The organism is Niveispirillum sp. CC-CTL257 (assembly GCF_059489915.1).
In genome coordinates this window covers 411,124-433,809 of sequence record NZ_JCAJXE010000004.1, presented here as the reverse complement: position 1 = coordinate 433,809, position 22,686 = coordinate 411,124, and the positions used below count along the sequence as shown (strand labels likewise).

At 63.6% G+C, this 22,686-nt stretch carries 19 protein-coding genes; 9 read left to right on the top strand and 10 right to left on the bottom strand.

Translation table 11 applies throughout. The annotated features are described in order from the left end of the window. Positions 1-3 precede the first annotated feature (3 nt). Both der and ABC729_RS22495 read left to right on the top strand, forming a co-directional pair. Positions 4-1,410 carry a ribosome biogenesis GTPase Der gene (gene der / locus ABC729_RS22500; protein ID WP_495609848.1) on the top strand — a complete coding sequence of 469 codons (1,407 nt, stop codon included), beginning with the start codon at positions 4-6 and terminating at the stop codon, positions 1,408-1,410. A 76-nt stretch (positions 1,411-1,486) separates the two neighbouring features. Further along, a complete protein-coding gene (locus ABC729_RS22495) occupies positions 1,487-2,692 on the top strand; it encodes a hypothetical protein (RefSeq protein ID WP_495609847.1) in 1,206 nt (401 codons plus the stop codon). A gap of 39 nt (positions 2,693-2,731) precedes the next feature. Here the strand turns inward: ABC729_RS22495 and sciP are convergent, their stop codons facing one another. The 6 genes from sciP to ABC729_RS22465 all read right to left on the bottom strand — a co-directional run bounded on the left by sciP (position 2,732) and on the right by ABC729_RS22465 (position 8,617). Beyond that, positions 2,732-3,046 carry a CtrA inhibitor SciP gene (gene sciP, locus ABC729_RS22490; RefSeq protein WP_495609846.1) on the bottom strand — a complete coding sequence of 105 codons (315 nt, stop codon included), beginning with the start codon at positions 3,044-3,046 and terminating at the stop codon, positions 2,732-2,734. Positions 3,047-3,155: 109 nt separating this feature from the next. Continuing rightward, positions 3,156-3,833: a flagellar hook assembly protein FlgD gene (locus ABC729_RS22485; RefSeq protein WP_495609845.1), complete on the bottom strand. Its 678-nt coding sequence runs from the start codon at positions 3,831-3,833 to the stop codon at positions 3,156-3,158. 33 nt (positions 3,834-3,866) lie between these two features. Continuing rightward, a complete protein-coding gene (locus ABC729_RS22480; protein WP_495609844.1) occupies positions 3,867-6,467 on the bottom strand; it encodes a flagellar hook-length control protein FliK in 2,601 nt (866 codons plus the stop codon). A 229-nt stretch (positions 6,468-6,696) separates the two neighbouring features. Then, on the bottom strand, positions 6,697-7,140 hold the full coding sequence (locus tag ABC729_RS22475) for a hypothetical protein (RefSeq protein WP_495609843.1): 444 nt from the start codon (positions 7,138-7,140) through the stop codon (positions 6,697-6,699). Beyond that, positions 7,137-7,475, bottom strand: coding sequence for a rod-binding protein (locus ABC729_RS22470; protein WP_495609842.1), 339 nt, complete (start codon positions 7,473-7,475; stop codon positions 7,137-7,139). The genes ABC729_RS22475 and ABC729_RS22470 overlap by 4 nt, the downstream gene beginning before the upstream one ends. Beyond that, complete coding sequence (locus tag ABC729_RS22465) at positions 7,475-8,617, bottom strand: flagellar basal body P-ring protein FlgI (protein WP_495609841.1); 1,143 nt, start codon at positions 8,615-8,617, stop codon at positions 7,475-7,477. The genes ABC729_RS22470 and ABC729_RS22465 overlap by 1 nt, the downstream gene beginning before the upstream one ends. A gap of 292 nt (positions 8,618-8,909) precedes the next feature. On the opposite strand from ABC729_RS22465, the gene ABC729_RS22460 reads away from it, so the two are divergent. The 3 genes from ABC729_RS22460 to uxuA all read left to right on the top strand — a co-directional run bounded on the left by ABC729_RS22460 (position 8,910) and on the right by uxuA (position 11,472). Continuing rightward, positions 8,910-9,329 carry a flagellar assembly protein FliX gene (locus tag ABC729_RS22460; RefSeq protein WP_495609840.1) on the top strand — a complete coding sequence of 140 codons (420 nt, stop codon included), beginning with the start codon at positions 8,910-8,912 and terminating at the stop codon, positions 9,327-9,329. A gap of 163 nt (positions 9,330-9,492) precedes the next feature. Continuing rightward, positions 9,493-9,924, top strand: coding sequence for an RNA polymerase-binding protein DksA (gene dksA / locus ABC729_RS22455; RefSeq protein WP_054167650.1), 432 nt, complete (start codon positions 9,493-9,495; stop codon positions 9,922-9,924). Between the two features lie 375 nt (positions 9,925-10,299). After that, positions 10,300-11,472: a mannonate dehydratase gene (gene uxuA / locus ABC729_RS22450; RefSeq protein ID WP_495609839.1), complete on the top strand. Its 1,173-nt coding sequence runs from the start codon at positions 10,300-10,302 to the stop codon at positions 11,470-11,472. 8 nt (positions 11,473-11,480) lie between these two features. Here uxuA and kduI read toward each other — a convergent pair whose 3' ends face one another. The 4 genes from kduI to ABC729_RS22430 all read right to left on the bottom strand — a co-directional run bounded on the left by kduI (position 11,481) and on the right by ABC729_RS22430 (position 15,747). Then, positions 11,481-12,317: a 5-dehydro-4-deoxy-D-glucuronate isomerase gene (kduI, locus tag ABC729_RS22445; protein ID WP_495609838.1), complete on the bottom strand. Its 837-nt coding sequence runs from the start codon at positions 12,315-12,317 to the stop codon at positions 11,481-11,483. Between the two features lie 33 nt (positions 12,318-12,350). Further along, entirely contained in the window at positions 12,351-13,517 is a 1,167-nt protein-coding gene (locus tag ABC729_RS22440) for a glycoside hydrolase family 88/105 protein (RefSeq protein ID WP_495609837.1), read from the bottom strand. Continuing rightward, complete coding sequence (locus ABC729_RS22435) at positions 13,514-14,815, bottom strand: MFS transporter (protein ID WP_495609836.1); 1,302 nt, start codon at positions 14,813-14,815, stop codon at positions 13,514-13,516. Before ABC729_RS22435 ends, ABC729_RS22440 begins: the two co-directional genes overlap by 4 nt. A 176-nt stretch (positions 14,816-14,991) precedes the next feature. After that, positions 14,992-15,747 carry a FadR/GntR family transcriptional regulator gene (locus ABC729_RS22430; RefSeq protein WP_495609835.1) on the bottom strand — a complete coding sequence of 252 codons (756 nt, stop codon included), beginning with the start codon at positions 15,745-15,747 and terminating at the stop codon, positions 14,992-14,994. A gap of 106 nt (positions 15,748-15,853) precedes the next feature. Between ABC729_RS22430 and ABC729_RS22425 the strand changes: the two genes are divergently transcribed. The 4 genes from ABC729_RS22425 (at position 15,854) to ABC729_RS22410 (ending at position 22,594) form a co-directional block, all read left to right on the top strand. After that, positions 15,854-16,768: a DUF4861 family protein gene (locus ABC729_RS22425; RefSeq protein WP_495609834.1), complete on the top strand. Its 915-nt coding sequence runs from the start codon at positions 15,854-15,856 to the stop codon at positions 16,766-16,768. Between the two features lie 298 nt (positions 16,769-17,066). Then, positions 17,067-19,688 (top strand): TonB-dependent receptor, encoded by a 2,622-nt coding sequence (locus ABC729_RS22420; protein ID WP_495609833.1) that lies wholly within the window; start codon positions 17,067-17,069, stop codon positions 19,686-19,688. An 83-nt stretch (positions 19,689-19,771) separates the two neighbouring features. Further along, positions 19,772-21,421 carry a hypothetical protein gene (locus tag ABC729_RS22415; protein WP_495609832.1) on the top strand — a complete coding sequence of 550 codons (1,650 nt, stop codon included), beginning with the start codon at positions 19,772-19,774 and terminating at the stop codon, positions 21,419-21,421. Positions 21,422-21,430: 9 nt separating this feature from the next. Next, on the top strand, positions 21,431-22,594 hold the full coding sequence (locus ABC729_RS22410) for an alginate lyase family protein (RefSeq protein ID WP_495609831.1): 1,164 nt from the start codon (positions 21,431-21,433) through the stop codon (positions 22,592-22,594). Positions 22,595-22,686 lie beyond the last annotated feature (92 nt).

Below are 22,686 nucleotides of genomic sequence, written 5' to 3'. Positions count from 1 at the left end.
AGAGTGATAAAGGCCACGCACCGGCTGACGGTCGCCATCATCGGGCGGCCCAATGTCGGCAAGTCCACCCTGTTCAACCGGCTGGTCGGCAAGAAGATCGCCCTGGTTGACGATCAGCCCGGCGTGACGCGCGACTGGCGCGCCGCCGATGGGCGCGTGGGGGGCTTGGAATTCACCGTGGTCGATACGGCCGGTCTGGAAGACGTCTTTGATGACAGCCTGGAGGCGCGCATGCGCCGCCAGACGGAGCGCGCCGTGGAACGGGCCGATGTGGCCCTGTTCCTGATCGACGCGCGCGCCGGCGTCACGGCCATGGACAAGCATTTCGCGGCCTGGCTGCGCAAGGCCGGCAAGCCCACCATCCTGATCGCCAATAAGTGCGAGGGGGCCGCCGGCCGCCCCGGCCTGATCGAGGCGTTCGAGCTGGGTTTGGGTGAACCGGTGCCGCTGTCGGCGGAACATGGCGAGGGCATGGCCGATCTGGTCACGGCGCTTGAACCCTTCATGCCGAAGGATGAGCCGGAAGAGGAAGAGGCGTTCGATGTGGACGCCGCCGAGGCTGAGGTTCGTGAGGAAGGGGATGTCACCCCCGAGGACGAACCCAAGGCCCTGCAATTGGCCATTGTCGGTCGCCCGAACGTCGGCAAATCCACCCTGCTGAACGCCCTGGTGCAGGAAGAACGCGTGTTGACCGGTCCCGAAGCCGGCATGACGCGCGATGCCATTGCGGTGGAATGGGAATGGCGGGGTCGCCCCATCCGTCTGGTGGATACCGCCGGTCTGCGCAAGCGGGCACGGGTGGATGAGAAGCTGGAGAAGATGGCCAACCAGGATACGCTGCGCGTTATCCGCATGGCCCATGTCGTGGTGCTGTTGCTGGATGCCGACGGTATCCTGGACAAGCAGGACCTGACCATCGCCCGGCTGGTGATTGAGGAAGGCCGCGCGCTGGTCATCGCGCTGAACAAGTGGGACGCGGTGGAGGATAAAAACGCCGCTCTGCGCCGCATGTCCGACCGGTTGCAGACCTCCCTGCCGCAGGTGAAGGGCATCCCGACGGTCGCCATTTCGGCGCTGAAGGGTCAGAAACTGACGGACCTGCTGGATGCTGTCGTCACCACCTATGGCGTCTGGAACCGGCGTATCCCGACCTCGCAGCTGAACCGCTGGCTGGCCGATATGACCGACAGCCATCCGCCGCCGCTGGTTGATGGCCGCCGCCTGAAGATCCGCTACATGACTCAGGTGAAGAGCCGCCCGCCGACCTTCGCCTTGTTCGTCAGCAAGCCGGTGGACCTGCCCGACCATTATTCGCGCTATCTGGTCAATGGCATGCGCGAGCATCTGGACCTGCCCGGCGTGCCCATCCGCCTGCTGTTGCGCAAGGGCAGCACGAACCCGTTCGATTGATCCTTACCGCAACTGCGTTGTTGCTAAATGCCCCCTGTCCATTAGACTAAGACTAATTGGATAGGGGGCTGTTCACATGATCCTAGGGGTCAACTTCTGGAACAAGAAGAAGACCTTTGAGGTCTTCCTGAAGAAGGACGACCGCTGGCAGCTGCATGTCCTGTGCGAGGAAGAGCAGGACGCCATCAATGAGGCGCAGCTGCTACTGCGGATGAACAAGACCACGCAGGTCAAGGTCGTCCGCCACCGTGCCCTGTCCAGCGCCGCTTCCTCAGAGATGGTGGTGTATGAGGCGACCGCCAACCCGCCTAAGGAAAAGCCCATCGTCGTGTCCACGCCCGTCGGCGAACTGGCCGTCTGCAAGATCGTGGATGATCTCTATACGGCCGATGCCCGGCGCACCATCGGGCAGGTGATGCGCGACTATATGCAGCGGGCCAATATCTGCACTACCGAACTGCTGCACAGTTTCAGCCATATCCGCAAATTGCAGGACGCCCAGGGCTTGGTGAATGCCGGCATGCACCGGGTGGGGGCGGCACAGGCGGCGGCCATGAATGTGCCCGTCAAGGAACGCATGCTGCTGCTGGATGGTCTGATGAACCAGTGCCAGCAGAAGGCCCGCGCCTTTGCCGCCGAGCGCGGAAATTACCCCGAGTTCAAAGGCAAGGACCTTGCCAGCCTCTCCACCCTGATCCAGCAGAAGGTGGGGCTGGAGCAGCATGATTATGTGCTGAACTCCCTGCTGGCCGTCTGGCTGTTCGAATATCGCTCGCTGCTGGCCAAGGTTGATATCCTGTCGCGGCTGGCGCAGGAGAATATCGAAACCGGTCTGGTCCGGCATGTCGATGCCATCATTGCCGATACAATGATCTTCGCCGAAGTGGTGCAGGAACTGTTCGCGCCGCAGCCGAACCTTGGGACGGCGCTGAAGGTGATGGGGTCGGTCGTCCTGTGCCGCAAGGGCGTGGCGGACACCATCGCCAACCCCACCATGAAGATCATCGCCACCATGATCCCGCAAGGTCATCTGCCACAGACGCAGGCGGCCCTGGCTGATCGTCTGCTGCGTGAGATCAATACTGACCGGCCGCTGGATCAGCGGGCGCCGGATCAGGAAGGGGCATTGCTTGATGCCCTGGTTCTGTCCTTGACTGGTGAGGATGGCACCATCCTGGGCGGTGAGCGCACACACCAATCCATTGAACGCCGCCGGCTGCGTCAGCGCCAGGAAATGCTGCGCGCCCAGGGCCTGCACAGCGTCGCGGATAATTTAAAGTAGGTCAGGGCTCGCCTTTGGCTCGACCTGACCTACGGCAACTCACCCCTCGCGGCGGCGGTAATCCTGCAGGCGGGTTACGCGCAGGGCCTGCACGCCATGACGGTCGATCATCTCCTGCCAGGACGCGAATTCCTCGGTCGAAAGGTCATAGCGCTGGCAGGCTTCTTCAGCGCTCAACAAGCCGGCGCGCACACCGGCAACGACCTCGGCCTTGCGGCGCATCACCCAGCGGCGGGTGTCGGGCGGCGGCAGATCGTCAAGGGTCAGGGGACCGCTTCCGGCCTGGATGCCGGTGGCGTCCAAGTCCGTTTCCGCCCGCAGGCGGGAAGTTGCGGCACTGTTCAAGGGCTTCATGGCAAGGAACGCTCCGATCCGATCTCCCCCCCATCGATAGCGGGACGCTCTTAACAAAGCGTGAAAGAAACGGCGGCTCGTCCGAAAGTATGAGAGCGCATAAGGCTATTTACTGCTTGATCGACAGGACATTGTTCATGGTGATCGGCAGGGTACCCAACATCAGGTACGGTTCACCCGCCGTCAGATCGACGCCGGTAACCCGCCCGAAGCTCATGACCTGCGGACTCATGTCCTTGCCATCGATTCCCTTTACTTTAGCCACACCCTTGTAGGTGCCGTCCTCCAGTTGCTTGCCGGTGCTGTCCTTGCCGTCCCAGTTCACATCCTGGGTGCCGGCGAATTTGGACAGCTCGATGGTGCGCAGAACCTTGCCGGTCTTGGCGTCGGTGATTTCGAACACGGCGCTGGAAGCGGGGCTATCGGTGGAGACGGTCAGATGGGCCTTGCCATCCTGCAGCGAGATGCCGTTCGACTGGATTTCCACCGTCTTGCCCATATAGCCCAGTGCCTGATTGGGCTGGCCGTTATTGATGGCGCTGATGACTCCATCCAGCTTGTCGTTGGTCTTGATCGACTGTTCGACCTGCGAGTACTGCACCAGCTGCTTGGTGAATTCGGCGGTGTCGGTCGGCTGCAACGGATCCTGGTTCTGAAGCTGCGAGGTCAGCAGCGTCAGGAAGGTTTCGTAATTGTCCGACAGGTCCCCCAGCGCGGATTTCTCCTTGCTGCCGGAGGTGCCGTTGGCCGCATTGGCGGCGGTATTCGCGATACCGGAGATGGACATCGTCTTGATCCTTCCCGTCAGGGATATGCTTCATCAGACCCGCACATCCACCCGCCCGAATTCCAAGATCTGGGCCTGGGCGATAATTGCCGGGTCTTCTTCCTCGACATCATCAGAAGCAAACCCTGTGCCATAGTTGGATTGGTCCTGCTGGTCCTGGCGCTGCTGTGCCTGATCGCCGCTGTCCTGCAACGAGAAGGTCAGGCTGTCGCCGTCGGTCTGCAGACCGGCCTCCTGCAAGGCCTTCTCCAGGTTCTTGGCATCCTTTTGCAGCATCTCCAGGGTGGCGGGGTTCTCCACCATCACCTTGGCGCGCAGCTTTCCTTCCGATCCGATCTCCAGCTGGACATCGATCCGGCCCAATTCATAGGGGTTGAGCTGGATGGAGACGCGGTCATTGCCATCCTGGACGGCGCGCTGGACATGCATCGCCATCTGGTGTCCGGGCGGGGCATAAGCGTTGGGCCGGTGTGGTGCGGAGGTCTGGCGCAGGGATTGGGCGAAATCACTGCCCTGGACCTTGCCATTCTCACCCGCCGCCAGGGCGGTGGCGCCACTGTCGACGGTGGCGGGCTCGGCAAAGCCGGAGCCGCTGTTACTGCCACTGTCGCCATCGGTGGCGCTGCCGCCCTCATGGCCCTTGGCTCCGGCGGTGATGGCGCGGGACAGCAGGTTATCTTCCGTCTCGGGGCGTAGATTGGGGGCTTCCGTGCGGGCGGCGGGCTGGTTCTGCCCGGCAGTTTGTGCCGACCCGGCCATGTCGGCTTGGCTCTCGGCCCGTGCTTCGGCGCCCACATGCTTGGGTGCCAGCATGCGGTGATTGTTGACGGCCTTGTCATCCTCGGCGGCGGCTTGCTCCTCGGCTGTGGCATCGGCCTCTTGCTGGGGGGCGGCTTCAGCATTGGGGCGGGCCGCGCCGGCGGGGCGTGCGGCGGCGTTGGTGGCGGTGGTCGTGGCCGTGCGCACCGGGGTCGCGGTGGCCTGGCTGGCCGTCGCGCCGCTATGCGGGCTGGGTTCCGCCTCGACACTGGCCTCCGTTTCAACCGGTGCCGCTTCCGCGCTGCTGTCCGCCGGGATCGGCGGTGCCGCTTCTGTCGGCTTCGCGGTGGCCTTGGAGGGGACATGCGTCGGCGTCGTCGGCGTGGCCGTCAGGGTGATCGGCGCGGCAGCAGCGGCAGGCGTGGGTTTCGTCCCGGTATCAGCCGGCGGCGGCGTCACATCGCCAGCGGCGGGGTCAGCCTTCATCACGATGGCGGGTGCATCGGATGTTGTTGCCGGTTTGGCCGGTGCCTGCGGGGGCGTTGCGTTCGTCACGATCGGCGTGGCACTGCTCGTCCCTTGTGTCGGCGCAGCCGCCTTCACCGGCGTCGGTGCGGTCACCGGGATCTGATCATCCTTGCCGGTGCCGGTGCCGGTGGTGGTGGCGACGGCAGCCCTGGTCTGGTCGGCGGGCAGGGTGATGGCGCCCTGGTCATCATCGTTGCGGGACACTGTGGCATTGGCGGCGGTCGCGGGTGCAGGGGCCGCTGCTGCGACCGGTGCCGCCGCTGCTGTCGCTGACACCACTGGTGCCGCAGCTTGGGTGGGGGTGGACTTGACCGCTGGTGTCGGCACCGTTGTGGACGCTGCCTCCGGTTGCGGCGGGACGATGCCGGTATTGCCATTGTCATCGGCGATATCGGTCACCACCGCCGGCGCTTCCGGGGATTGTTCAGGGGCCGGGATCGCCGTTGCCGCGGCCAGTTCCGCCTTTGCCGCGGTCTTACTGGCAGCCGGTGCGGGGGTGGCCGCTGCCGCCGTCGCCACAGGGGCTGCCGCAACTTCCAGCTTCGGGATCACGGGGGCCGCCACGGGGGCGGGGTTGGTCACGTTATCGGTGACCGGCACGGTGGGCAGCGCCTTCAATCCCGTGCCAGCGACCGTCAGATGGACGCCCAGCGCGCTGGGCGCGGTATCGGTGGTCAGGGTGGGGATGACGGGGGCGCTGTTTTTGCCGCTGCTGACGATCATCGCCGTCACCTGCTGCACCAGAACGGCCTCTCCGGCGGCATCACCGCCTTGCAGGACCGTCAGAAGATCGATTTCCTGTATCCCATCCGCTCCTTCCGCTGCGCCCATATTGCCCATCGCACCGTCGGATGACAGCGGGGCGGCCGCAGCAAAGGCGCTGGACAGATCATTCAGGAAGGCCACGACCTCCGGGTTCATCTCCTGTCCCGTCAGGCCGCCGCCAGCCAGCAGGCTGATGCCCGACTGTGCCCAGCGGCCCTCCATGCCCTTTGCGGCAGTTCCGGCACCGTCAGGGCCGGACAGGTTCAAGCCCTTCAATCCACCACCCAGCAGGGCACCAAGGCCGGCGGGCAGGCCAGTAGGCAGGGCCTGGACGCCTGCGCCTGACAAGAGGCTTCCTTCCACCTCATCCGTTGTCAGGCCAGGCAGGGTGACACCCTCGCCCGCCACACCTTCTCCGCCCGTCAGGGACAGGAAGTTCCCCAGCAGCTGGTTGAAACTGTCCAGACCCTCCAGCCCTTCGCCGGACGGTGTGGCATTGCCGTTTCCACCCCCCATCACGCCAAAGGAAAGGGCGGATGGGGCGGTGGCCGTGCTGGCTCCAAGAAGGGTTGAGATGTCCATGGCGTGCGTTCCTGCGCTATTCGGTTGGGACCATGCACCTATCGTGCCAATAGGGGAGTGCCGGAATTGCTGGGTTCCGGGCCGGTCAGGCCCTGCCGGGGGGCAGAAGCTGCCGGTTCCTGGGCAAGGCTTGCCGGGTGGAAGGGCCCCGGAACCCGTTGGACAAGGGGGTGGCGTTACGGCGTGCTGTTCACGCGCCGTTAAGCTAAGAAAAAAAGCCTAAATGGGATCAGAAGGACTTGTTATAAGCCATCGAGGGTGCGGCCTTGCGGGCATAGGCTGCCGGCATGACCATTCCGCCCCGGCGGGTATAACTGCCTTCATCGGCCCGCGCCTTATTGATGGCGGTGACCAGGGTGTTGATGGTGGATTGCGTCACCTGGGTGGCTGCACGGACCAGCCGCGCATGCTCCAGCGTTGCCTCAATGAACTGGTCAGATGCCTGTTTCAGTCGGGTCTTGGCATCCTCGTCCATGAGCTGAAGCGTTTCGGTATCCGCCTTCACCGACCGCACACAATCCTCATAGGTGCGGACCAGCAAGGGCTTCTTGTCGGCGATGGCGTTCAGGGCCGGCAGGTTGCGTTTGGCGATGGCATCATTCTCTAGCTGGAAAAGATCCGTTAGTCGCCGCATCGCATCGATCAGCGCGTCCGCGCGGGTATTGACTGTCATTTCGGTCCTTTCCCTTGTTCTTGTTCCTGCATGCGGATCATGGCGGCCTTCACATCATCGGCGATGCCGACGCCGCCGGCCCTGGCGATCTGCTTGCCATATTCTTCGACCATCATGCCGCGCCAGGTGTTCTCTGCCTCGCCGCCGCCGAACGTGTCGTCCGCCTCCACGCCCTGCCACATCTGGCCCAGCATCTGGGACAGGAACACGGCTTCGAATTCTTCCGCCGCTTTGCCCACATCCTTGATGTTGGGGCCCTTGTTCTTCAGGCCGCCGGCCTGCGACAGGGATTGCGGGTCAAAACCGGGGGTGGAAAGCTTAATGCTGTCGGACATCACATCACCTCAATCTCGGCCTGAAGGGCGCCAGCCGCCTTGATGGACTGGAGGATCGAGATCATATCACGCGGCCCCACGCCAAGCGCGTTCAGGTTCGCGACCAGTTCTTGAAGTGAGACGCCAGCCGGCATGACCGCCAGTTTCTTGCCCGCCCCATCATCCACCTGGATATCGGTGCGCGGCACGACCGTCGTCTGGCCACCCTGGCTGAACGGTGCAGGCTGCGACACCTGCGGGGTTTCGGTGATCTTGATGGTCAGGTTGCCCTGGGCGATGGCGACGGTGGAGATGCGGACATTCTCGCCCATCACGATAACGCCGGACGCCTCGTCGATGACCACGCGCGCTACCTGATCGGGTCGCACGGTCAACTGCTCCACCTCGCCCAGAAAAGCGACAAGGTCGGTCTTGCGCTGCATTGGCACATTGATGACGACGCTGGTCGGGTCCAGCGCCTTGGCCGTCTGCGGGCCGGCAAACTGGTTGATGGCATTGGCCACACGTACCGCCGTCGTGAAATCCGGGTTGCGCAGGGCCAGGCGCAGATAAGGCAGGTCGGACAGGGAGAAATCGATCTCCCGCTCCACAATGGCACCACCGGCGATGCGACCGCTGGTGGGCACGCCACGGGTGATGGAGGCACCAGCCCCCTGTGCGCTGAAGCCGGAAATCGCAACGGCCCCCTGGGCCACGGCGTAAACCTCACCATCCGCACCCAGCAGCGGCGTCACCAGCAGGGTGCCGCCCTGCAGGTTCTTGGCATCGGCCATGGCGGCGACCGAGATATCAATGCGCGACCCTTGCGAGGTGAAGGGCGGCAGGGTAGCGGTGACCATGACGGCGGCCACGTTCTTGGTGCGGATCGTGTCGCCACGAACATTAACGCCGAGGCGTTCCAGCATGCCGATCAGGCTTTGTTCGGTGAAGGGCGAGTTGTTGATCGTATCGCCGGTGCCGTTCAGGCCGACCACAAGGCCGTAACCGATCAGCATGTTGTCGCGCACACCCTCGACATCAGCGATATCCTTGATTCGGCTATCCGCATGCGCCATGTCGGGCGCCATCAGCGTCAGGGCCGTCAGGATGGCGGCCAGCCACTGGCCGATCCGGGTCTTGGTAGAGGTGGTGCGCGTCGCCATGGCCGTGCTTCCGATTCTGTCACTGTGCCTTCGGTTCGGGGCTTTTGCGCCCCTTATCGTCGGATTGGGCGATGCCAGAACCGTGCCAGTCCAGGGATTGCGCGCCTTTCCGGGGTGTTGGTCAAGGCTTGCCGGCCCGTACAAAGGGTCAGCTGGCACCCCAGGGCAAAAAATGCCCTAGGACGCGGGCCGCTGCGGGTGATACCTATAGTGAAAGACGTGTGTCCGGCCTATATATCTGGTGTCCGAATACCGTCCGGTCCGCTCAAAAGCGAAAGCAGCCAGCCGCGCCATGAAGATCGAGGGTCCTTCCTCCGCCCGTCCCGGTCAGGTGAAGAAAGCCACACGCAGCGGTGGCGGCGAATTCGCACGCCATATCCAGGGCGGGGACGAGGATGAAGGCGTTTCCCGATCCTCCGGTTCGCAGAGCCTGTCGGGCATCAACCCGCTGTTCGCCCTGCAAGAGGTCGATGACGCGCTGTCCGGCAAGAAGCGCAAGGCGCAGGCCAGGGGTGAGGATATCCTGGACCGGCTGGACGAAATCCGTCTCGGCCTGCTGATGGGCACCATCCCGCTGGAAAAGCTGCATGAATTGTCGCGGGTTCTGCAGAACCGCATCGGCGACCTGGATGATCCGGAGCTGCAGCAGGTATTGGACGAGATTGACCTGAGGGCGCAGGTGGAGATCGCGAAACTGACCCCGCAAGGGTGATCGCGGACGCATACGTCCGCATGGCGGATTGGGCTGCTTTCCCAGTAAATTGTTTGGTTTCAGCGCATTAGAAGTTTTGCGCCGATGCTGTTCGCCTGTTGCGGGCCGGGCCTTGTCTCCCTATACTCCGCGCCGTTTCCAGGCCCAGGATCGGACCAGTCAGATGTCGTCTAATACGTTGCCTCTGCTCCCCGCCGATTACCGCCCGTCGGAGGACGAGGAATATATGAACCCGCTGATGCGGGCCTTCTTCCGGCACAAATTGCTGCAATGGCGCGCGGAACTGCTGCGTGAAAGCAGCGAGACGCTGAACAGCCTGCACGAGGATGGCGGGTTGCAGGAACCCGATATCGCCGACCGTGCCACGCTGGAAACGGATCGCGCGCTGGAACTGCGAACCCGCGACCGTGAGCGCAAGCTGATCTCCAAGATCGACAGCGCCTTGCAGCGCATCCATGACGGCGAATACGGCTATTGCGAAGAGACGGGGGAGCCGATCGGCGTGCGCCGTCTGGAAGCCCGCCCCATCGCCACCATGAGCCTTGAAGCCCAGGAACGGCATGAGCGCATGGAGCGCACGCACCGCGACGACTAAGCCAGCGGTATTGGATCATTGGATCGGGAAAAGCCGGCGGGGCGACCGCCGGCTTTTTTCATGGCTCAACCCGCGCCGGGGCGCCGGGGCGCCAGGGCGCCGGGATCGGCGTCGCGAAGGTCTTGCTTCCATTCATCGTAAGTTAGCGCTATCATAACTGGCGCGATAAATTGGTAATGCCAATAATATCGGCTCATGACAATGAATGCCCGAGGCTTCTGAAAGCAGATTGATGGAATGATCAGGCGTGTGTCGCAAAATTGGAATTACCAATTTTGTTGAATATCCATGCCCCGATGGTGTTCAATCAATCCGGACACAAGACCGGCCCACCCCCTTTCTGGGCAACAAGCGCCGGCAGCAGGGAATCGCACCATGTTGATGACACAGACCATGCGCTGGTTCGGCCCCAACGATCCGGTGCGGCTGGTGGATATCCGCCAGGCCGGCGCCACCGGCATCGTCACGGCCCTGCATGAACTGCCGAACGGGGCCGTCTGGACCGTGGACGCCATCCAGGCCCGCAAACGGATGATCGAGGCGGCGGGCCTGACCTGGGATGTGGTCGAAAGCGTTCCCGTGCATGAGGGGATCAAGACCGCCAGCACGGATTGGGATCGGCTGATCGACGCCTACCGGCAGAGCCTGCGCAATCTCGGTGCCTGCGGTGTGCGGGTCGTGACCTATAATTTCATGCCGCTGCTGGACTGGACGCGCACCGACCTGTCCTTCGCCATGCCTGACGGCGCGCTGGCCCTGCGCTTCGACTGGGACGCTGTTGCGGCTTACGACCAGTATATTCTGGAACGGCCGGGGGCGGAGGTTGACTATGGCCCCGATGTCCGCGCCCGTGCCCGCGCACTGTATGAGGCGATGTCGGCGGAGGACCGCCGCGCGCTGGAGCGCACCATCATTGCCGGCCTGCCGGGCAGCGAGGAAAGCTTCACCTCTGCCCAGTTCCTGGACGCCATCGGCACCTATCGCGATATCGGGGCAGAAACCCTGCGCCGTAACCATGTGCGCTTCCTGGAGGAAGTGTGCCCCGCAGCGGAGGCGGCGGGAGTGCAGCTGGTTGTTCATCCGGATGACCCGCCTTTCCCGATCTTCGGCCTGCCGCGCGTGGTCAGCACGGAGGCGGATGTGACCAACCTGTTCCGGCAGGTGCCCAGTGCCGCCAACGGCCTGTGCTTCTGCGCCGGTTCCTTTGGTGCCCGCGCCGACAATGACCTGCCCGGCATCATCCGCCGCCTGGGCGACCGCATCGGTTTCGTGCATCTGCGTTCGGTTCAGCGGGAAGCGGATGGCAAATCCTTCCATGAGGCGGCCCATCTTGAAGGCGATGCTGGCATGGCCGACATCGTGGCGGCCTTGTGTGACGTCTCTGATGCGCAGAACCGCAGCATCCCGATGCGCCCCGACCATGGTCACCAGATGCTGGACGATCTGAACAAGGTCACCAATCCCGGCTACTCGCTTCTGGGCCGCATGCGCGGGCTGGCCGAACTGCGCGGGCTGGAGCGGGGCATTCGTCACGCGCGGGGGCGTTAAGCCCCCCCTCAGCACAGCTGGCAGATATCCTTCACATCCATGTCGTTATAATCCAGGTTCTCCCCCGCCATGGCCCAGATGAAGCTGTAGGCGCGGGTGCCGCAGCCCATATGCACCGACCAGGGCGGGGAGATCACCACCTCCTCATTGCCCATCACCATGTGCCGCAACTGGTCCGGGTGGCCCATATAGTGGAAGACGCGGTCATCCGCGCCCAGATCGAAATAGAGATAGATCTCTGACCGCCGCTCATGCACATGCGGCGGCATGGTGTTCCAGACACTGCCCGGTTCCAGGATCGTCATCCCCATGCAGAGCGAGGCGCTGGCGCAGGTATGGGGCAGGATCAGCTGGAAAATGCTGCGGTCATTGCCGGTCTCTAAGGACCCGCGCCGCATCGGCGTGATGTCGGCCAAGCTCAGCTTATGCAAGGCACACGCCCGGTGCGCCGGGACGCTCAACAGGTAAAACCGCGCACCATCCCCCTCAAATCGCACGTCAGCGCTGCCCATGGGAATATACAGTGCGTCGCGCGGGCCCATCTCAAAGCGCTGGTCATCGACGGTGATGCTGCCGGTCCCCGCCCCGATATTCACCACCCCCATTTCGCGGCGCGACAGTAGCGGTCGGCCCGCCGCGCTGTCCGGTTCGCTGTGCGGGGGCAGGGTGAGGGGCCGGCCGGCGGGCACGGCCCCGCCGATGATGAACCGTTCCCCATGGGAATAGGTCAGCACCAGCTCGCCTGCCCGGAACAGGCCGGTGACCAGATAGCGGTCGCGCAGGTCCCCGTTCGACGCCCCCGCCATCATGGCGGGATGCGTCGCGTGGAAGGTCTTTTCGAACAAAATCGCCTCCGCTTTACAGCGTGTGGGGCGGCCTCAGAGCTTCGCGATGGCGGATGCCGCCAACAGGAAGGCACCGACGCCGTAATATTGCGTATCCTGGGGTTCCACCTGTTCCGGCCGGTCGCTGACCTGCTGCACCCAGCCCAGGCGTCCGTCAGGCTGGATGGAGCGGGTCAGCGCGTCCCAGCCGCGCCGCGCCACGGGCTCATAGGCGGCACGGTCCAGCAGACCGGCATTGATCCCCCAGGCGATGGCATGGGTGTAGAAGGCCGTACCGCTGCTTTCCGCCGGGGAATTTTCAGGGGCCAGCAGCGAGGGCGGCCAATATCCATCCGGCTTCTGCGTGGCTTTGATCTTGACGGCCATTTCCTTGAACAGGGCTTCCATCCGCATCCGATCCGGGCTGCCCGGTTCCAGCAGCGGGATGGTCCGCGCCATGCCCGACAGGACCCAGCCATTGCCCCGGCTCCAGAACATCTTGCGCTGCTTGTCATCGCGCCGTTCGAAGAAGCGGCTGTCGCGGTAATAAAGGCTTTCCGCCGGATCATAGAGGAAATCGGTGGTAGCCCAGAATTCGGCCAGCGCGAAATCGCGATAACGGCTATCCCCCGTCTGCCGCGACATCTCGATAAAGGCCGGCGGCGACATGAACAGCGCATCGCACCAGCACCAGCGCTTCAGGCACTCGGCATCATTGTACCCCGTGGGTGGCACATAAAAGGCCAGGTTCACCCGCACCGGGTTGGCCAGCACGAAATCAAACACCTTGCGCGAAGGATTGATCACCGCCGGGTTCGCGCCATGCTTGGCGGCCCAGAGATAGGCCTGCCCGATCGTGTGGTCATCGGCGTGATAGGGGCGGTCGGCCAGCGTCCAGCCATTTTTCGTCCCCATATCCATGATGGCCTTGGCGATATCGGGCGGCGCGCCGGCATCGGCCAGTTCCGTCATGCCCACCCAGAACACGGCCTGTTCCCAGCCGCGCGGATTGCGTGTGCCGCCGGTGGCGCGGGGGATATGGCTGGTATCGGCCATGCGCGCCAGTTGCCACCGCGCCAGTTTCACGGCGCTGTCGATGGCCGCCTTCGCCGCCGGTGCCGTGGACGTTGCCTTGGGCGCATCCTGTGCCGGGGCGGTCGCGGGCAGGGCGGCCAACAACGGGGCCATTGCAAGAAGGGTAAGGCTGCGGGGCGTCTTCATGGGGCTTCCTTGGACGGGGGAATGACAGCGCTCAGGCGCGGACTCAACAGATGCAGGGCGGCCAGGGCGAACAGATAGGCGGTACCCGCCACGGTGAAGATCAGGGCATAGGAACCGGTGGCCCCCAGAATATAGCCGACAAACTTGGCGATCAGCATGCCACCAATGGCCCCCGCCGTCCCGCCGATCCCCACCACCGACCCGACCGCCGCGCGTGGGAACAGGTCCGACGGCAGGGTCAGCAGATTGGCCGAAAAGGCCTGATGCCCCGCCGTCGCCAGCCCGATCAGCAGCACGGCCAGCCACAGATTATCGACATGCTGCACAAAGACGATGGGCAGGATGATTGCGGCGCAAAACAGCATGGTCAGCTTGCGCGCCCGGTTGGGCGTGAAGCCCGCCCGGATCATGCGCGAGGACGCCCAGCCGCCGGCCACGCTGCCGACATCCGACAGAAGATAGATCGCCACCAGCGGCGGCCCGAAGCTTTTCAGGTCCAGCCCATAGCGGCGGCCCAGGAAATCCGGCAACCAGAACAGGAACATCCACCAGATGGGGTCGGTCAGGAATTTCGGTACCGCATAGGCCCAGGTCTCCCGCACCAGGAACAGCCGCCGCCACGGCATGCGCTCCACCACCGGCACCGGATCGCTGCGGATCAGGGCCAGTTCCTGCGCGTTGACACGCGGATGCTTGTCCGGCGAACGGTAGAGCGTCAGCCACGCCACCAGCCAGACAAGGCTGAACAGGCCGGTAATGACAAAGGCCGCACGCCAGCCATAGGCCAATGTCAGGGCCGGGATCAGCAACGGTGTGATGATGGCGCCGACATTGGCCCCGGCATTGAAGATGCCGGTGGCAAAGGCGCGTTCACGCTGCGGGAACCATTCGCTGACGGCCTTCAGGCCCGCCGGGAAATTACCCGATTCCCCGATGCCCAGCGCGAAACGCACCATGGCGAACTGTGTGACGCTGTGCGCCATGCCATGGGCGCAATGGGCCAGTGTCCAGAAGAAGAAGGCGATGGCATAGCCGAAGCGGGCGCCGATCACATCGATGAAGCGCCCCATGCCCAGAAAGCCGATGGCATAGGCGGCCTGGAACCAGAAAACGATGTCGGCATATTCCGCCTCCGTCCAGCCCAGATCCACCTGCAGCACCGGCTTCAACACGCCGATCATCTGCCGGTCGACATAATTGATGGCGGTGGCCGCGAACAGCAGGCCGCAGATCACCCAGCGATAGCGGCTGGCGGTACCAGCGGCATGGGCGACAATCTCATCGCGTCCGCCGCTCATGACCGGGAATTCCGGGGGCCGGGCGCGGGATGGGTGGATGGCGCGGGAATGCAGATCCCCGGCGGAACAGCGTATTGCATGATACCTCCCCGATGCGGACTTCTGCCGCTTGAAAGTTATCATACAACTTTGCGGTCTGCCGTCAAGCGCGACTGGTCAGGCCAAAGCCGGCCGCGTTACCGAGCTTTGCCGCGCGCTGCCGCGCTCAACATCGAATGCCGCGTCAGGCTTTCCTGCATATGATGGCGGGCCGCCTCGCGGGCGCGGGCCGGGTCCATGCGGACGATGGCATCCAGGATGGCCTCATGCTCCCCATGCACCTTCTCGGCATAGGCGCGGTGCGCCTCTTCCGGCTGGTCACGCAGATAGAGGTTGCGCGGCGGGACCAGACGCAGGCCCAGGAACTCCACAAAGCGGGCGTAATAATCATTCTGCGTGGCCCGCGCGATGGCGAGGTGAAAGGCCGTATCGGCCTTGGCGGCGGCCACGGGGTCGCCGCGCAGATCGCGCATGGCCTGCAACGCGTCCTGGATGGTGCCGATATCGGCGGTGGTGCGGCGGGCGGCGGCCAGACCCGCCATCTCCGTCTCCACACCCAGGCGCATCTCCAGCAGCTTCACGATATCAGCCAGTTCGTGCAGCTCATCCTTGGTGATCTGGAAGGCGCGGTATTCGGCGGTGTCGGCCACATACATGCCCGACCCCTGGCGCGACACGGCCAGCCCCTGTGCCGTCAGCCGTGCCACCGCCTCACGCACGACGGTGCGGCTGACATTCTCGGTCTCGGCGATTTCCTTCTGGGTGGGCAGGCGGCTGCCGGGCGGCAATTGTCCTGACCGGATCTGCGCTTCCAGCTTCACGAACAGATCATCGGTCAGGGAAGTTCCGCGTCCCGATTCGTCTGCACCGCCGCCCATATCCGCTTGTCGCATGGGGCCAACCCTACTTGTCATATCACTCTCCGCCGGTTACTTCTAATGTAACACCGACCGAAGCAATGGTCGACCGGTCAGATGCCGGATAATGGGAGGTTGTCATATGTATTGGAACCGTCGCGCTGCACTTGCGGCCCTGCTGCTGTCCACTCTGACCACCGGGACCTCCCTGGCGCAGGATAAAGCCACCCTGCCGCAGCCGACCGACCGTTCCCCGCGCGCCGCCGTCACCCTGGCCGATTATCGCTATGATGATCTGATGTGGGAAAATGACAAGACCGCCCACCGCATCTATGGCCATGCGCTGGAGGCGGCGGAGCCGCCGTCGGGGTCTGGTATCGACAGTTGGGGCAAGAAGGTGGTCTGGCCCTATATGGACCGGCAGCTGCGCACCCGCGACTATCATAATGACCTGGGCGAGGGCATGGATTTCTACAATGTCGGGCAGGGGCGCGGGGCCGGCGGCCTTGGCATCTGGCATGACAACAAGCTGTGGACGTCGCGCAATTACAAGACGTACCGCATCCTGAAGAACGGGCCGGATGTCGCGGATTTTGAGGTGGATTACGCCCCCTGGCCCGTGGATATCGACCGCAAGGTGTGGGAGACGCGGCGTTTCACACTGCCGCTGGGCACGCATTTCACGCGCATGGTCTCCACCCTGTCCTCCGACCGGTCCGACCCGCTGATCGTGGGGATCGGGATCGGAAAGAAGGTGACGGGGACGGGCGGTGACCTGACGGTGGACAAGGCAACTGGCCTGATCTCCTGGTGGGGGCCGGACAATCCCGACCATGGGCGCATGGCGGTGGCATTGCGCATCGATCCCGCCATGATCGTGGAGGTGCGCCAGGACGCGGACAATCATCTGGTCCTGCTGCGCGTCACGCCGGGCCAGCCCTTTGTCTATTATTCCGGCTCTGCCTGGAGCCAGGGGCAGGGTGCCTTCACCGACCGCGCCGCCTGGGACCGCCATGCCGCGGCGGAAAAGGTGGATTTCATGGTCACGGGCCGGTAACCGCCCCCGCACTGCATTATTTATATGACCAGCTGTTTCTGATGCGCCCGGCGCATCTGACCAAGCCCATGCGTTGCCTATCGGTAACAGGTCTCTGGTCATGCCAAAGTTGTCATACGAATTTGTTGACAGGCCGGACCACCCGCCGCATCATGCCTTCATCGGTTCCCCAGGGCCGAGGTAAAAGCAATTGGGGGAAATGGCCACAAGGCCCCCTGGGGATCCATCAGCAAAGAAAAGACGGCACCGCTTCACGCCGAAGCGGAACGGTGCCGCGCAACATGGGAGGGACAAGATCATGGCCAGTTGGGCTGTTCGTGGTGCATGCGCGTTGGCTGGCGGCGTCTCGGTTGCCGCCCTGTCGCTGTCACCGGCATTGGCGCAGAATAGCGCCGGCAATACCGCCAGCGAACCGGCGGTGCTGGAAGAGATCATCGTGACCGGCCTTCGCGCCTCCCTGGAACAGGCCGCCGATATCAAGCGTGACGCGCCGCAGGTGATGGACGTGATTACCGCCAGCGACGTGGGCAAGCTGCCCGACGTTAATGTGGCGGAGGCGTTGCAGCGCGTCACGGGCGTGCAGATCACCCGTGTTTTCGGCGAAGGCCAGTCGGTTTCCGTGCGCGGGTTGCAGCAGGTGCGGGTGGAGGTGGATGGCCGCACCTTGCTGGGCTGGTCCGCGCGCCTGTCCCCGCCCGAAAATGATCAGCTGGGCCGCTCGTCCGGTCTGGATGCCGTGCCGTCCAGCCTGTTCGGCAAGCTGGCTGTCTATAAGTCACCCCTGGCCGCCCAGGCCGAAGGTGGTCTGGGCGGCACCGTCAACCTGACGACGCCCAAGCCCTTGAGCTTCAAGAAGCCCACCTTCTCCTTCCAGGCCCAGGGCGTCTATTCCCAGGTCACGGACAAGGTGGAGCCGGCCTTCACTGGCTTCGGCACCACGAAGTTCGCCGATGGCCGCATCGGCGTGATGCTGGCGGGTGAATATCAGAAGCGCACCTCGACCACCCAGGCGTTCGAGCGCAACAATTTCCTGAACCGCACCTATACGGGCACCAATGCCGGCGTCAACCAGACGCCCGTGCTGATGCAGTATGAGAATTTCGTGGTCGACCGGTCGCGCACCGGCCTGAACGGTGCCATCCAGTTTGAGGCGACGCCCGAACTGACCATCACCGCCGACGCCCTCTATTCCAAGCTGGTGACCGGCCGGCATCAGGATTTCTTCAGCTTCCGCCTGCCCACCACCAGCAATCCCGTCACCAACCGCGTGACGGAGAACAACATGGTGGTGGCCGGCACCGCCAATGGCACGGTCACCACGGCGGGCCAGATCCGCAATGAACCGACGGAAAGCTTCCTCTACGGCCTGAATGGTAAGTATGAGGATGATGGCCTGACGGTGGAGGCTGATGGCTACTACAGCAAGGGCACCATTGATCAGACCATTCAGATCATCACCTTGCAGGCCACCGCCGCCGTTCCCGGCACTTTCGATTTCCGCGATGTGACCGTCCCGTCCCTGGCCTTGGGCGGCACCTTCAACCCCACCAACTACGCCTCCTATAACCCCGCCACCAACGGCGTGCGGTCGAACCGGCTGCTGGGTGTGTTGGATGAATGGACGGGCAAGCTGGATGTCAGCTATGAGACCGACGGCGGCATCACCTTCTCCGGTGGTGCCCGCTACACCGATCTGGGTGCCCGCTCCAACGCCTATCGCAGCCAAGTGACACCGACGCGGGCGGAGCTGGAGCCCTATCTGACGGTGATCGACGCTAAGAATTTCCTGCCCGACATTCCGGGCAATTTCCCGCGCAGCTTCCTGTCGACGGCCCCCACCTTCGACTATGTCTTCACCCGCGCGCAGGCCGCACAGCCCAACCCCAACAGCAGCGACCGTTCCACCCTGCTGCCCAACAATCAGCGTGACTATACGTTCAGCGAGAAGACGCTGGCCGGTTACCTGATGGTGGCGGGGCAGGGGGAGATCGGGGAGATCCCGTTCCGCGCCAATGCCGGCGTGCGCGTGGCGCGTACCCGTCTGTCGGTGGATACGTTCCTGAATATCGGCGCGACCAGCACGCTGGTCACCGACAAGAACGAGTATACGAACATCCTGCCCTCGGCGAATATCGCCTTCAACGTTACCGACGATTTCCTGATCCGCCTGGGCGCGTCACAGACGATGCAGCGCGCCTCCATCGCCGATCTGGCACCGTCCACTTTCTTCAACGCCACCAACCTGTCGGTCACGGGCGGCAATGCCGATCTGAAGCCGCCTGTCTCTACCCAGGGCGATATCAGCTTTGAATATTACCATGGCAAAAGCTCGCTGATCTCCGGCGCCATCTTCTACAAGGATGTCGATGATTTCATCGCCAGCTTTGTGACGACGGGCACGGATACCAACCTGGACCCGCAGGGCCGCGAGCTGACCTTCTCCCGCCCTGAAAATCTGGCCAGCGCCAAAATCAAGGGCTTCGAGGTCGGTATTCAGCAGTTCTTCGATTTCCTGCCCGAACCGTTCGACGGGCTGGGTGTCATCGCCAACTATACCTATTCCGACAGCGAGGATAATGCCGGCTTCCCGCTCGTCGCGGTGTCCAAGAACAGCTACAACCTGATCGGCCTGTACGAGAAGGGCCCCTTCTCGGCCCGCGTTGCCTATAATTACCGCGACGAAGCGGTCTTCGAATTCTCCGAAGGCCGCCCCAGCTTCATCGGTGCCCGCTCACAGCTGGACGCACAGGTCGGGTACGACATCACGGAGGGGATTTCCGTGTCGTTCAATGCCCAGAACCTGCTGCCCAAGAAGTCGGCCACCTCGGAATACAGCAATTTCGATGAAACCGCGCTGAACAGCTACGCTATCTCCGAACGCCGCTTCTCGCTGGGCCTGCGGGCGAAATTCGGGGGCTGACGGGTCCTTTCGTGACCGGACCTACCATCCCGGCGAAATCCGGGATGGTAGGTGGCTCCACGCTGACAACAGGGAACCCCGATATGACGCGCCTCTGGCTGGCTCTCGCGCTGTCCACCACCGCCCTGACGGCCACGGCCGCCGACCTACCGAAAATCCTGTCGGACAAGGCGGTGCGGGCGGCCAACCCTCTGCCCGATTTCTCCTATGCCGGTTACGGTTTCGGACTGGGTGCCATTCCCACCGATACCGGCACCATCGTCAATGTTACCGATTACGGCGTCATCCCTGATGATGGGCTGGACGACACCAAGGCCACCTTGAAGGCGCTGGACGCTGCCAACGCCGTTGCCGGCAAGGTAACCCTGCGTTTCCCCAAGGGCCGCACCCAGATCACCGAGGTGCTGCGCATCACCCGTTCCGACATCGTTCTGGACGGTGCCGGCGACGGGCCGGATGGCAGCGAGATATACTTCCCCCGCCCCCTGAAACTGATCGACAACAGCCACGATTTTGACGAGCTGCGTCAATATCTGGTCAAGGAGAAGAAGTACGAGGTGCAGCCGGAGCACAATATCAACTATCTGTTCTCCGAATATAGCTGGGGCGGCGGCATGATCTTTGTCGGGCCGGACCGTACCCGCCCCGCCTCCTATGACCCCGCCTTTGACAAGCGCGATCCGACCCTGGCCAAGGGCGTGGCGGGAAAGCAGTTCGACCGCACCCTGACCGTGGATGACACATCGCGCCTGAAGGTGGGGGATGTGCTGCGCGTGGAATGGTTCGCGACGGCGGGCAAGGACAGCGCCATCCTGAAATCGCTCTATGGCGATACCGACCTGCCCATCGGTTCCCATCATTGGACTTCGCCCGACCGGGCCGTGGTGGCGCAATCGACAAAGATTGTGGCGATCAAGGGCAGGCGCGTGACCCTGGGCGATCCGCTGCTGCATGATGTGCGGGCCGATCAGCCGGCAATCCTCAGCGCGTGGCAACACCTGACCCATGTCGGCATTCAGAATCTGCGCCTGCAATTCCCCGAAAGCCCGTCCTTCGGCCATCATCTGGAACAGGGCTATAACGGCATCTATATGACGGGCGTCTTCGATGGCTGGATACGCAATCTGACCATAGACAAGTCCGACAGCGGCATCCTGACCGACAATGCCGCCAGCCTGACCATTGAGGACATCGTCACCAGCGGCGACCGCCGCGCCCATTATTCGGTCCATGTCGGGGCCGCGCATAATGTGCTGGTCAAGGATCTGGTGGTGGAAAACCCCGTGATCCATCCGCTGTCGGTCAATACCCGCTCCACCCGCGCCGTCTTCCTGCGGGCGCAGGTAAAGCGCGACGCCGTGATTGATCAGCATAGCGGATCAAACCATCAGAACCTGTTCGACCAGATCAGCATGTGGGTCGATCCGGCGCAGAAGAAGGGCGAATGGCAGTACCGGTTGTGGGTCGGCGGCGGTGCTTCTTACTGGAAGCCGGGCCATGGCCTGTACAACACTGTCTGGAACGCCAGGCTAGTGATGCCGGACAGTGTCCCCGCCGCCGCCACTGTCACCATCACCAGCGGTCTGGAAGGGCCGGGGGAACGGGTTGTCGGCCTGCATGCCAACCGCCCCATTCAGGTCCGCTATAATCCTGCCCCCTATCTGGAGGGCACGGGAAGCCCCGTGACCGACGCCCCGTCGCTCTATGATTATCAACTGGCTAGGCGGCGATAGGGCGGGGTGATGCGGCGGCGGGATTTCTGCGCGAGCCTGGGTCTGCTCTGGTCCTTGCCGGCCACGGCGGCGGTGCCGAGTGGCGGCCTGGACCTAAGGGCCATCGAACGGGGCCGCGTCCTGCGCGCGGCGGACGCGTTCCGGGATGAGGCCCCGGTGACCGTCACCGCCTCTCCCGCCCCGCGCAGCCCTGGCGGCCCGCACGACTATTATTCGGAGGGGGATTACTGGTGGCCGGACCCGGCCAATCCCGGCGGCCCCTATATCCGCCGTGACGGTTTCTCCAACCCCGACAAGTTCACAGCCCATCGTGACGCGCTGATCCGGTTCAGCCGGATTGTGCCGGCCCTGGTGGCGGCCTTCGATCTGACGGGCGACATTCGTTATGCTGATGCCGCCGACCGCCACCTGCGCGCCTGGTTCGTGGACCCGGCGACGCGCATGGCCCCGCATCTGAACCATGCCCAGGCGGTGATCGGCATCAATACGGGGCGCGGCATCGGCGTCATCGACACGCTGCATCTGGTGGAGGTGGCGCGCGCCCTCGCCATCCTGCGCCGTCTCTGGCCCGATGGCGGGTCCTATGATCCTGTCATCGGCTGGTTCGATGCCTACCTGACCTGGATGACCACATCGCCCAACGGGATTGAGGAGCGGGAGCAGAAGAACAATCACGGCACCTGCTGGGCCTTGCAGGTCGCGGAATTCGCCCGCCTGACGGGGCGGGCCGTTGCACGGGCGCAGGCGCTGGACCGTCTCAAGGCCCTGATCGCAGGACAGATCGCACCCGACGGGTCACAACCGCTGGAACTGGCCCGGACCAAGCCGTTTGCCTATTGCCTGTTCAATCTGGATGCGCTGGCGGCCTGTGCCCATATCCTGTCGGGTCCCGATGGCGGCCTCTGGCGGCTCAAGGGGCCGGGCGGCGGTTCCATCGCCGATGCCCTGTCTTACATGGCCCCGTTCATCGCCGATAAATCGCGCTGGCCGAAGCCGCCGGATGTGGAGGCCTGGGACGGCTGGCCCCTGCGGCAGCCAGCCTTGCTGTTCGGCGGCCTTGCCCTGGGGCGGCCGGATTATCTGGCCCTATGGCAGCGCCTGAACCCCGACCCCGCCGACGCCGAACTGATCCGCAACTACCCGCTGCGCCAGCCTGTTTTATGGTTAGGGTAAGTCGTTCCAGTACCGTGATATAGGCAATCATATAACCTATTAGGTGCGCATAAGGCAGATATCAAATGAGCATTAATGGTTTAAATTTGCAT

Excerpts from the sequence above, each read along its gene's own strand:
- ABC729_RS22495 (WP_495609847.1), top strand. The coding sequence starts at position 1,487 with ATGATCCTAGGGGTCAACTTCTGGAACAAGAAGAAGACCTTTGAGGTC.
- sciP (WP_495609846.1), bottom strand. The coding sequence starts at position 3,046 with ATGAAGCCCTTGAACAGTGCCGCAACTTCCCGCCTGCGGGCGGAAACG.
- ABC729_RS22485 (WP_495609845.1), bottom strand. The coding sequence starts at position 3,833 with ATGTCCATCTCCGGTATCGCGAATACCGCCGCCAATGCGGCCAACGGC.
- ABC729_RS22480 (WP_495609844.1), bottom strand. The coding sequence starts at position 6,467 with ATGGACATCTCAACCCTTCTTGGAGCCAGCACGGCCACCGCCCCATCC.
- ABC729_RS22475 (WP_495609843.1), bottom strand. The coding sequence starts at position 7,140 with ATGACAGTCAATACCCGCGCGGACGCGCTGATCGATGCGATGCGGCGA.
- ABC729_RS22470 (WP_495609842.1), bottom strand. The coding sequence starts at position 7,475 with ATGTCCGACAGCATTAAGCTTTCCACCCCCGGTTTTGACCCGCAATCC.
- ABC729_RS22465 (WP_495609841.1), bottom strand. The coding sequence starts at position 8,617 with ATGGCGACGCGCACCACCTCTACCAAGACCCGGATCGGCCAGTGGCTG.
- ABC729_RS22460 (WP_495609840.1), top strand. The coding sequence starts at position 8,910 with ATGAAGATCGAGGGTCCTTCCTCCGCCCGTCCCGGTCAGGTGAAGAAA.
- dksA (WP_054167650.1), top strand. The coding sequence starts at position 9,493 with ATGTCGTCTAATACGTTGCCTCTGCTCCCCGCCGATTACCGCCCGTCG.
- uxuA (WP_495609839.1), top strand. The coding sequence starts at position 10,300 with ATGTTGATGACACAGACCATGCGCTGGTTCGGCCCCAACGATCCGGTG.
- ABC729_RS22440 (WP_495609837.1), bottom strand. The coding sequence starts at position 13,517 with ATGAAGACGCCCCGCAGCCTTACCCTTCTTGCAATGGCCCCGTTGTTG.
- ABC729_RS22435 (WP_495609836.1), bottom strand. The coding sequence starts at position 14,815 with ATGAGCGGCGGACGCGATGAGATTGTCGCCCATGCCGCTGGTACCGCC.
- ABC729_RS22430 (WP_495609835.1), bottom strand. The coding sequence starts at position 15,747 with ATGCGACAAGCGGATATGGGCGGCGGTGCAGACGAATCGGGACGCGGA.
- ABC729_RS22425 (WP_495609834.1), top strand. The coding sequence starts at position 15,854 with ATGTATTGGAACCGTCGCGCTGCACTTGCGGCCCTGCTGCTGTCCACT.
- ABC729_RS22420 (WP_495609833.1), top strand. The coding sequence starts at position 17,067 with ATGGCCAGTTGGGCTGTTCGTGGTGCATGCGCGTTGGCTGGCGGCGTC.
- ABC729_RS22415 (WP_495609832.1), top strand. The coding sequence starts at position 19,772 with ATGACGCGCCTCTGGCTGGCTCTCGCGCTGTCCACCACCGCCCTGACG.
- ABC729_RS22410 (WP_495609831.1), top strand. The coding sequence starts at position 21,431 with ATGCGGCGGCGGGATTTCTGCGCGAGCCTGGGTCTGCTCTGGTCCTTG.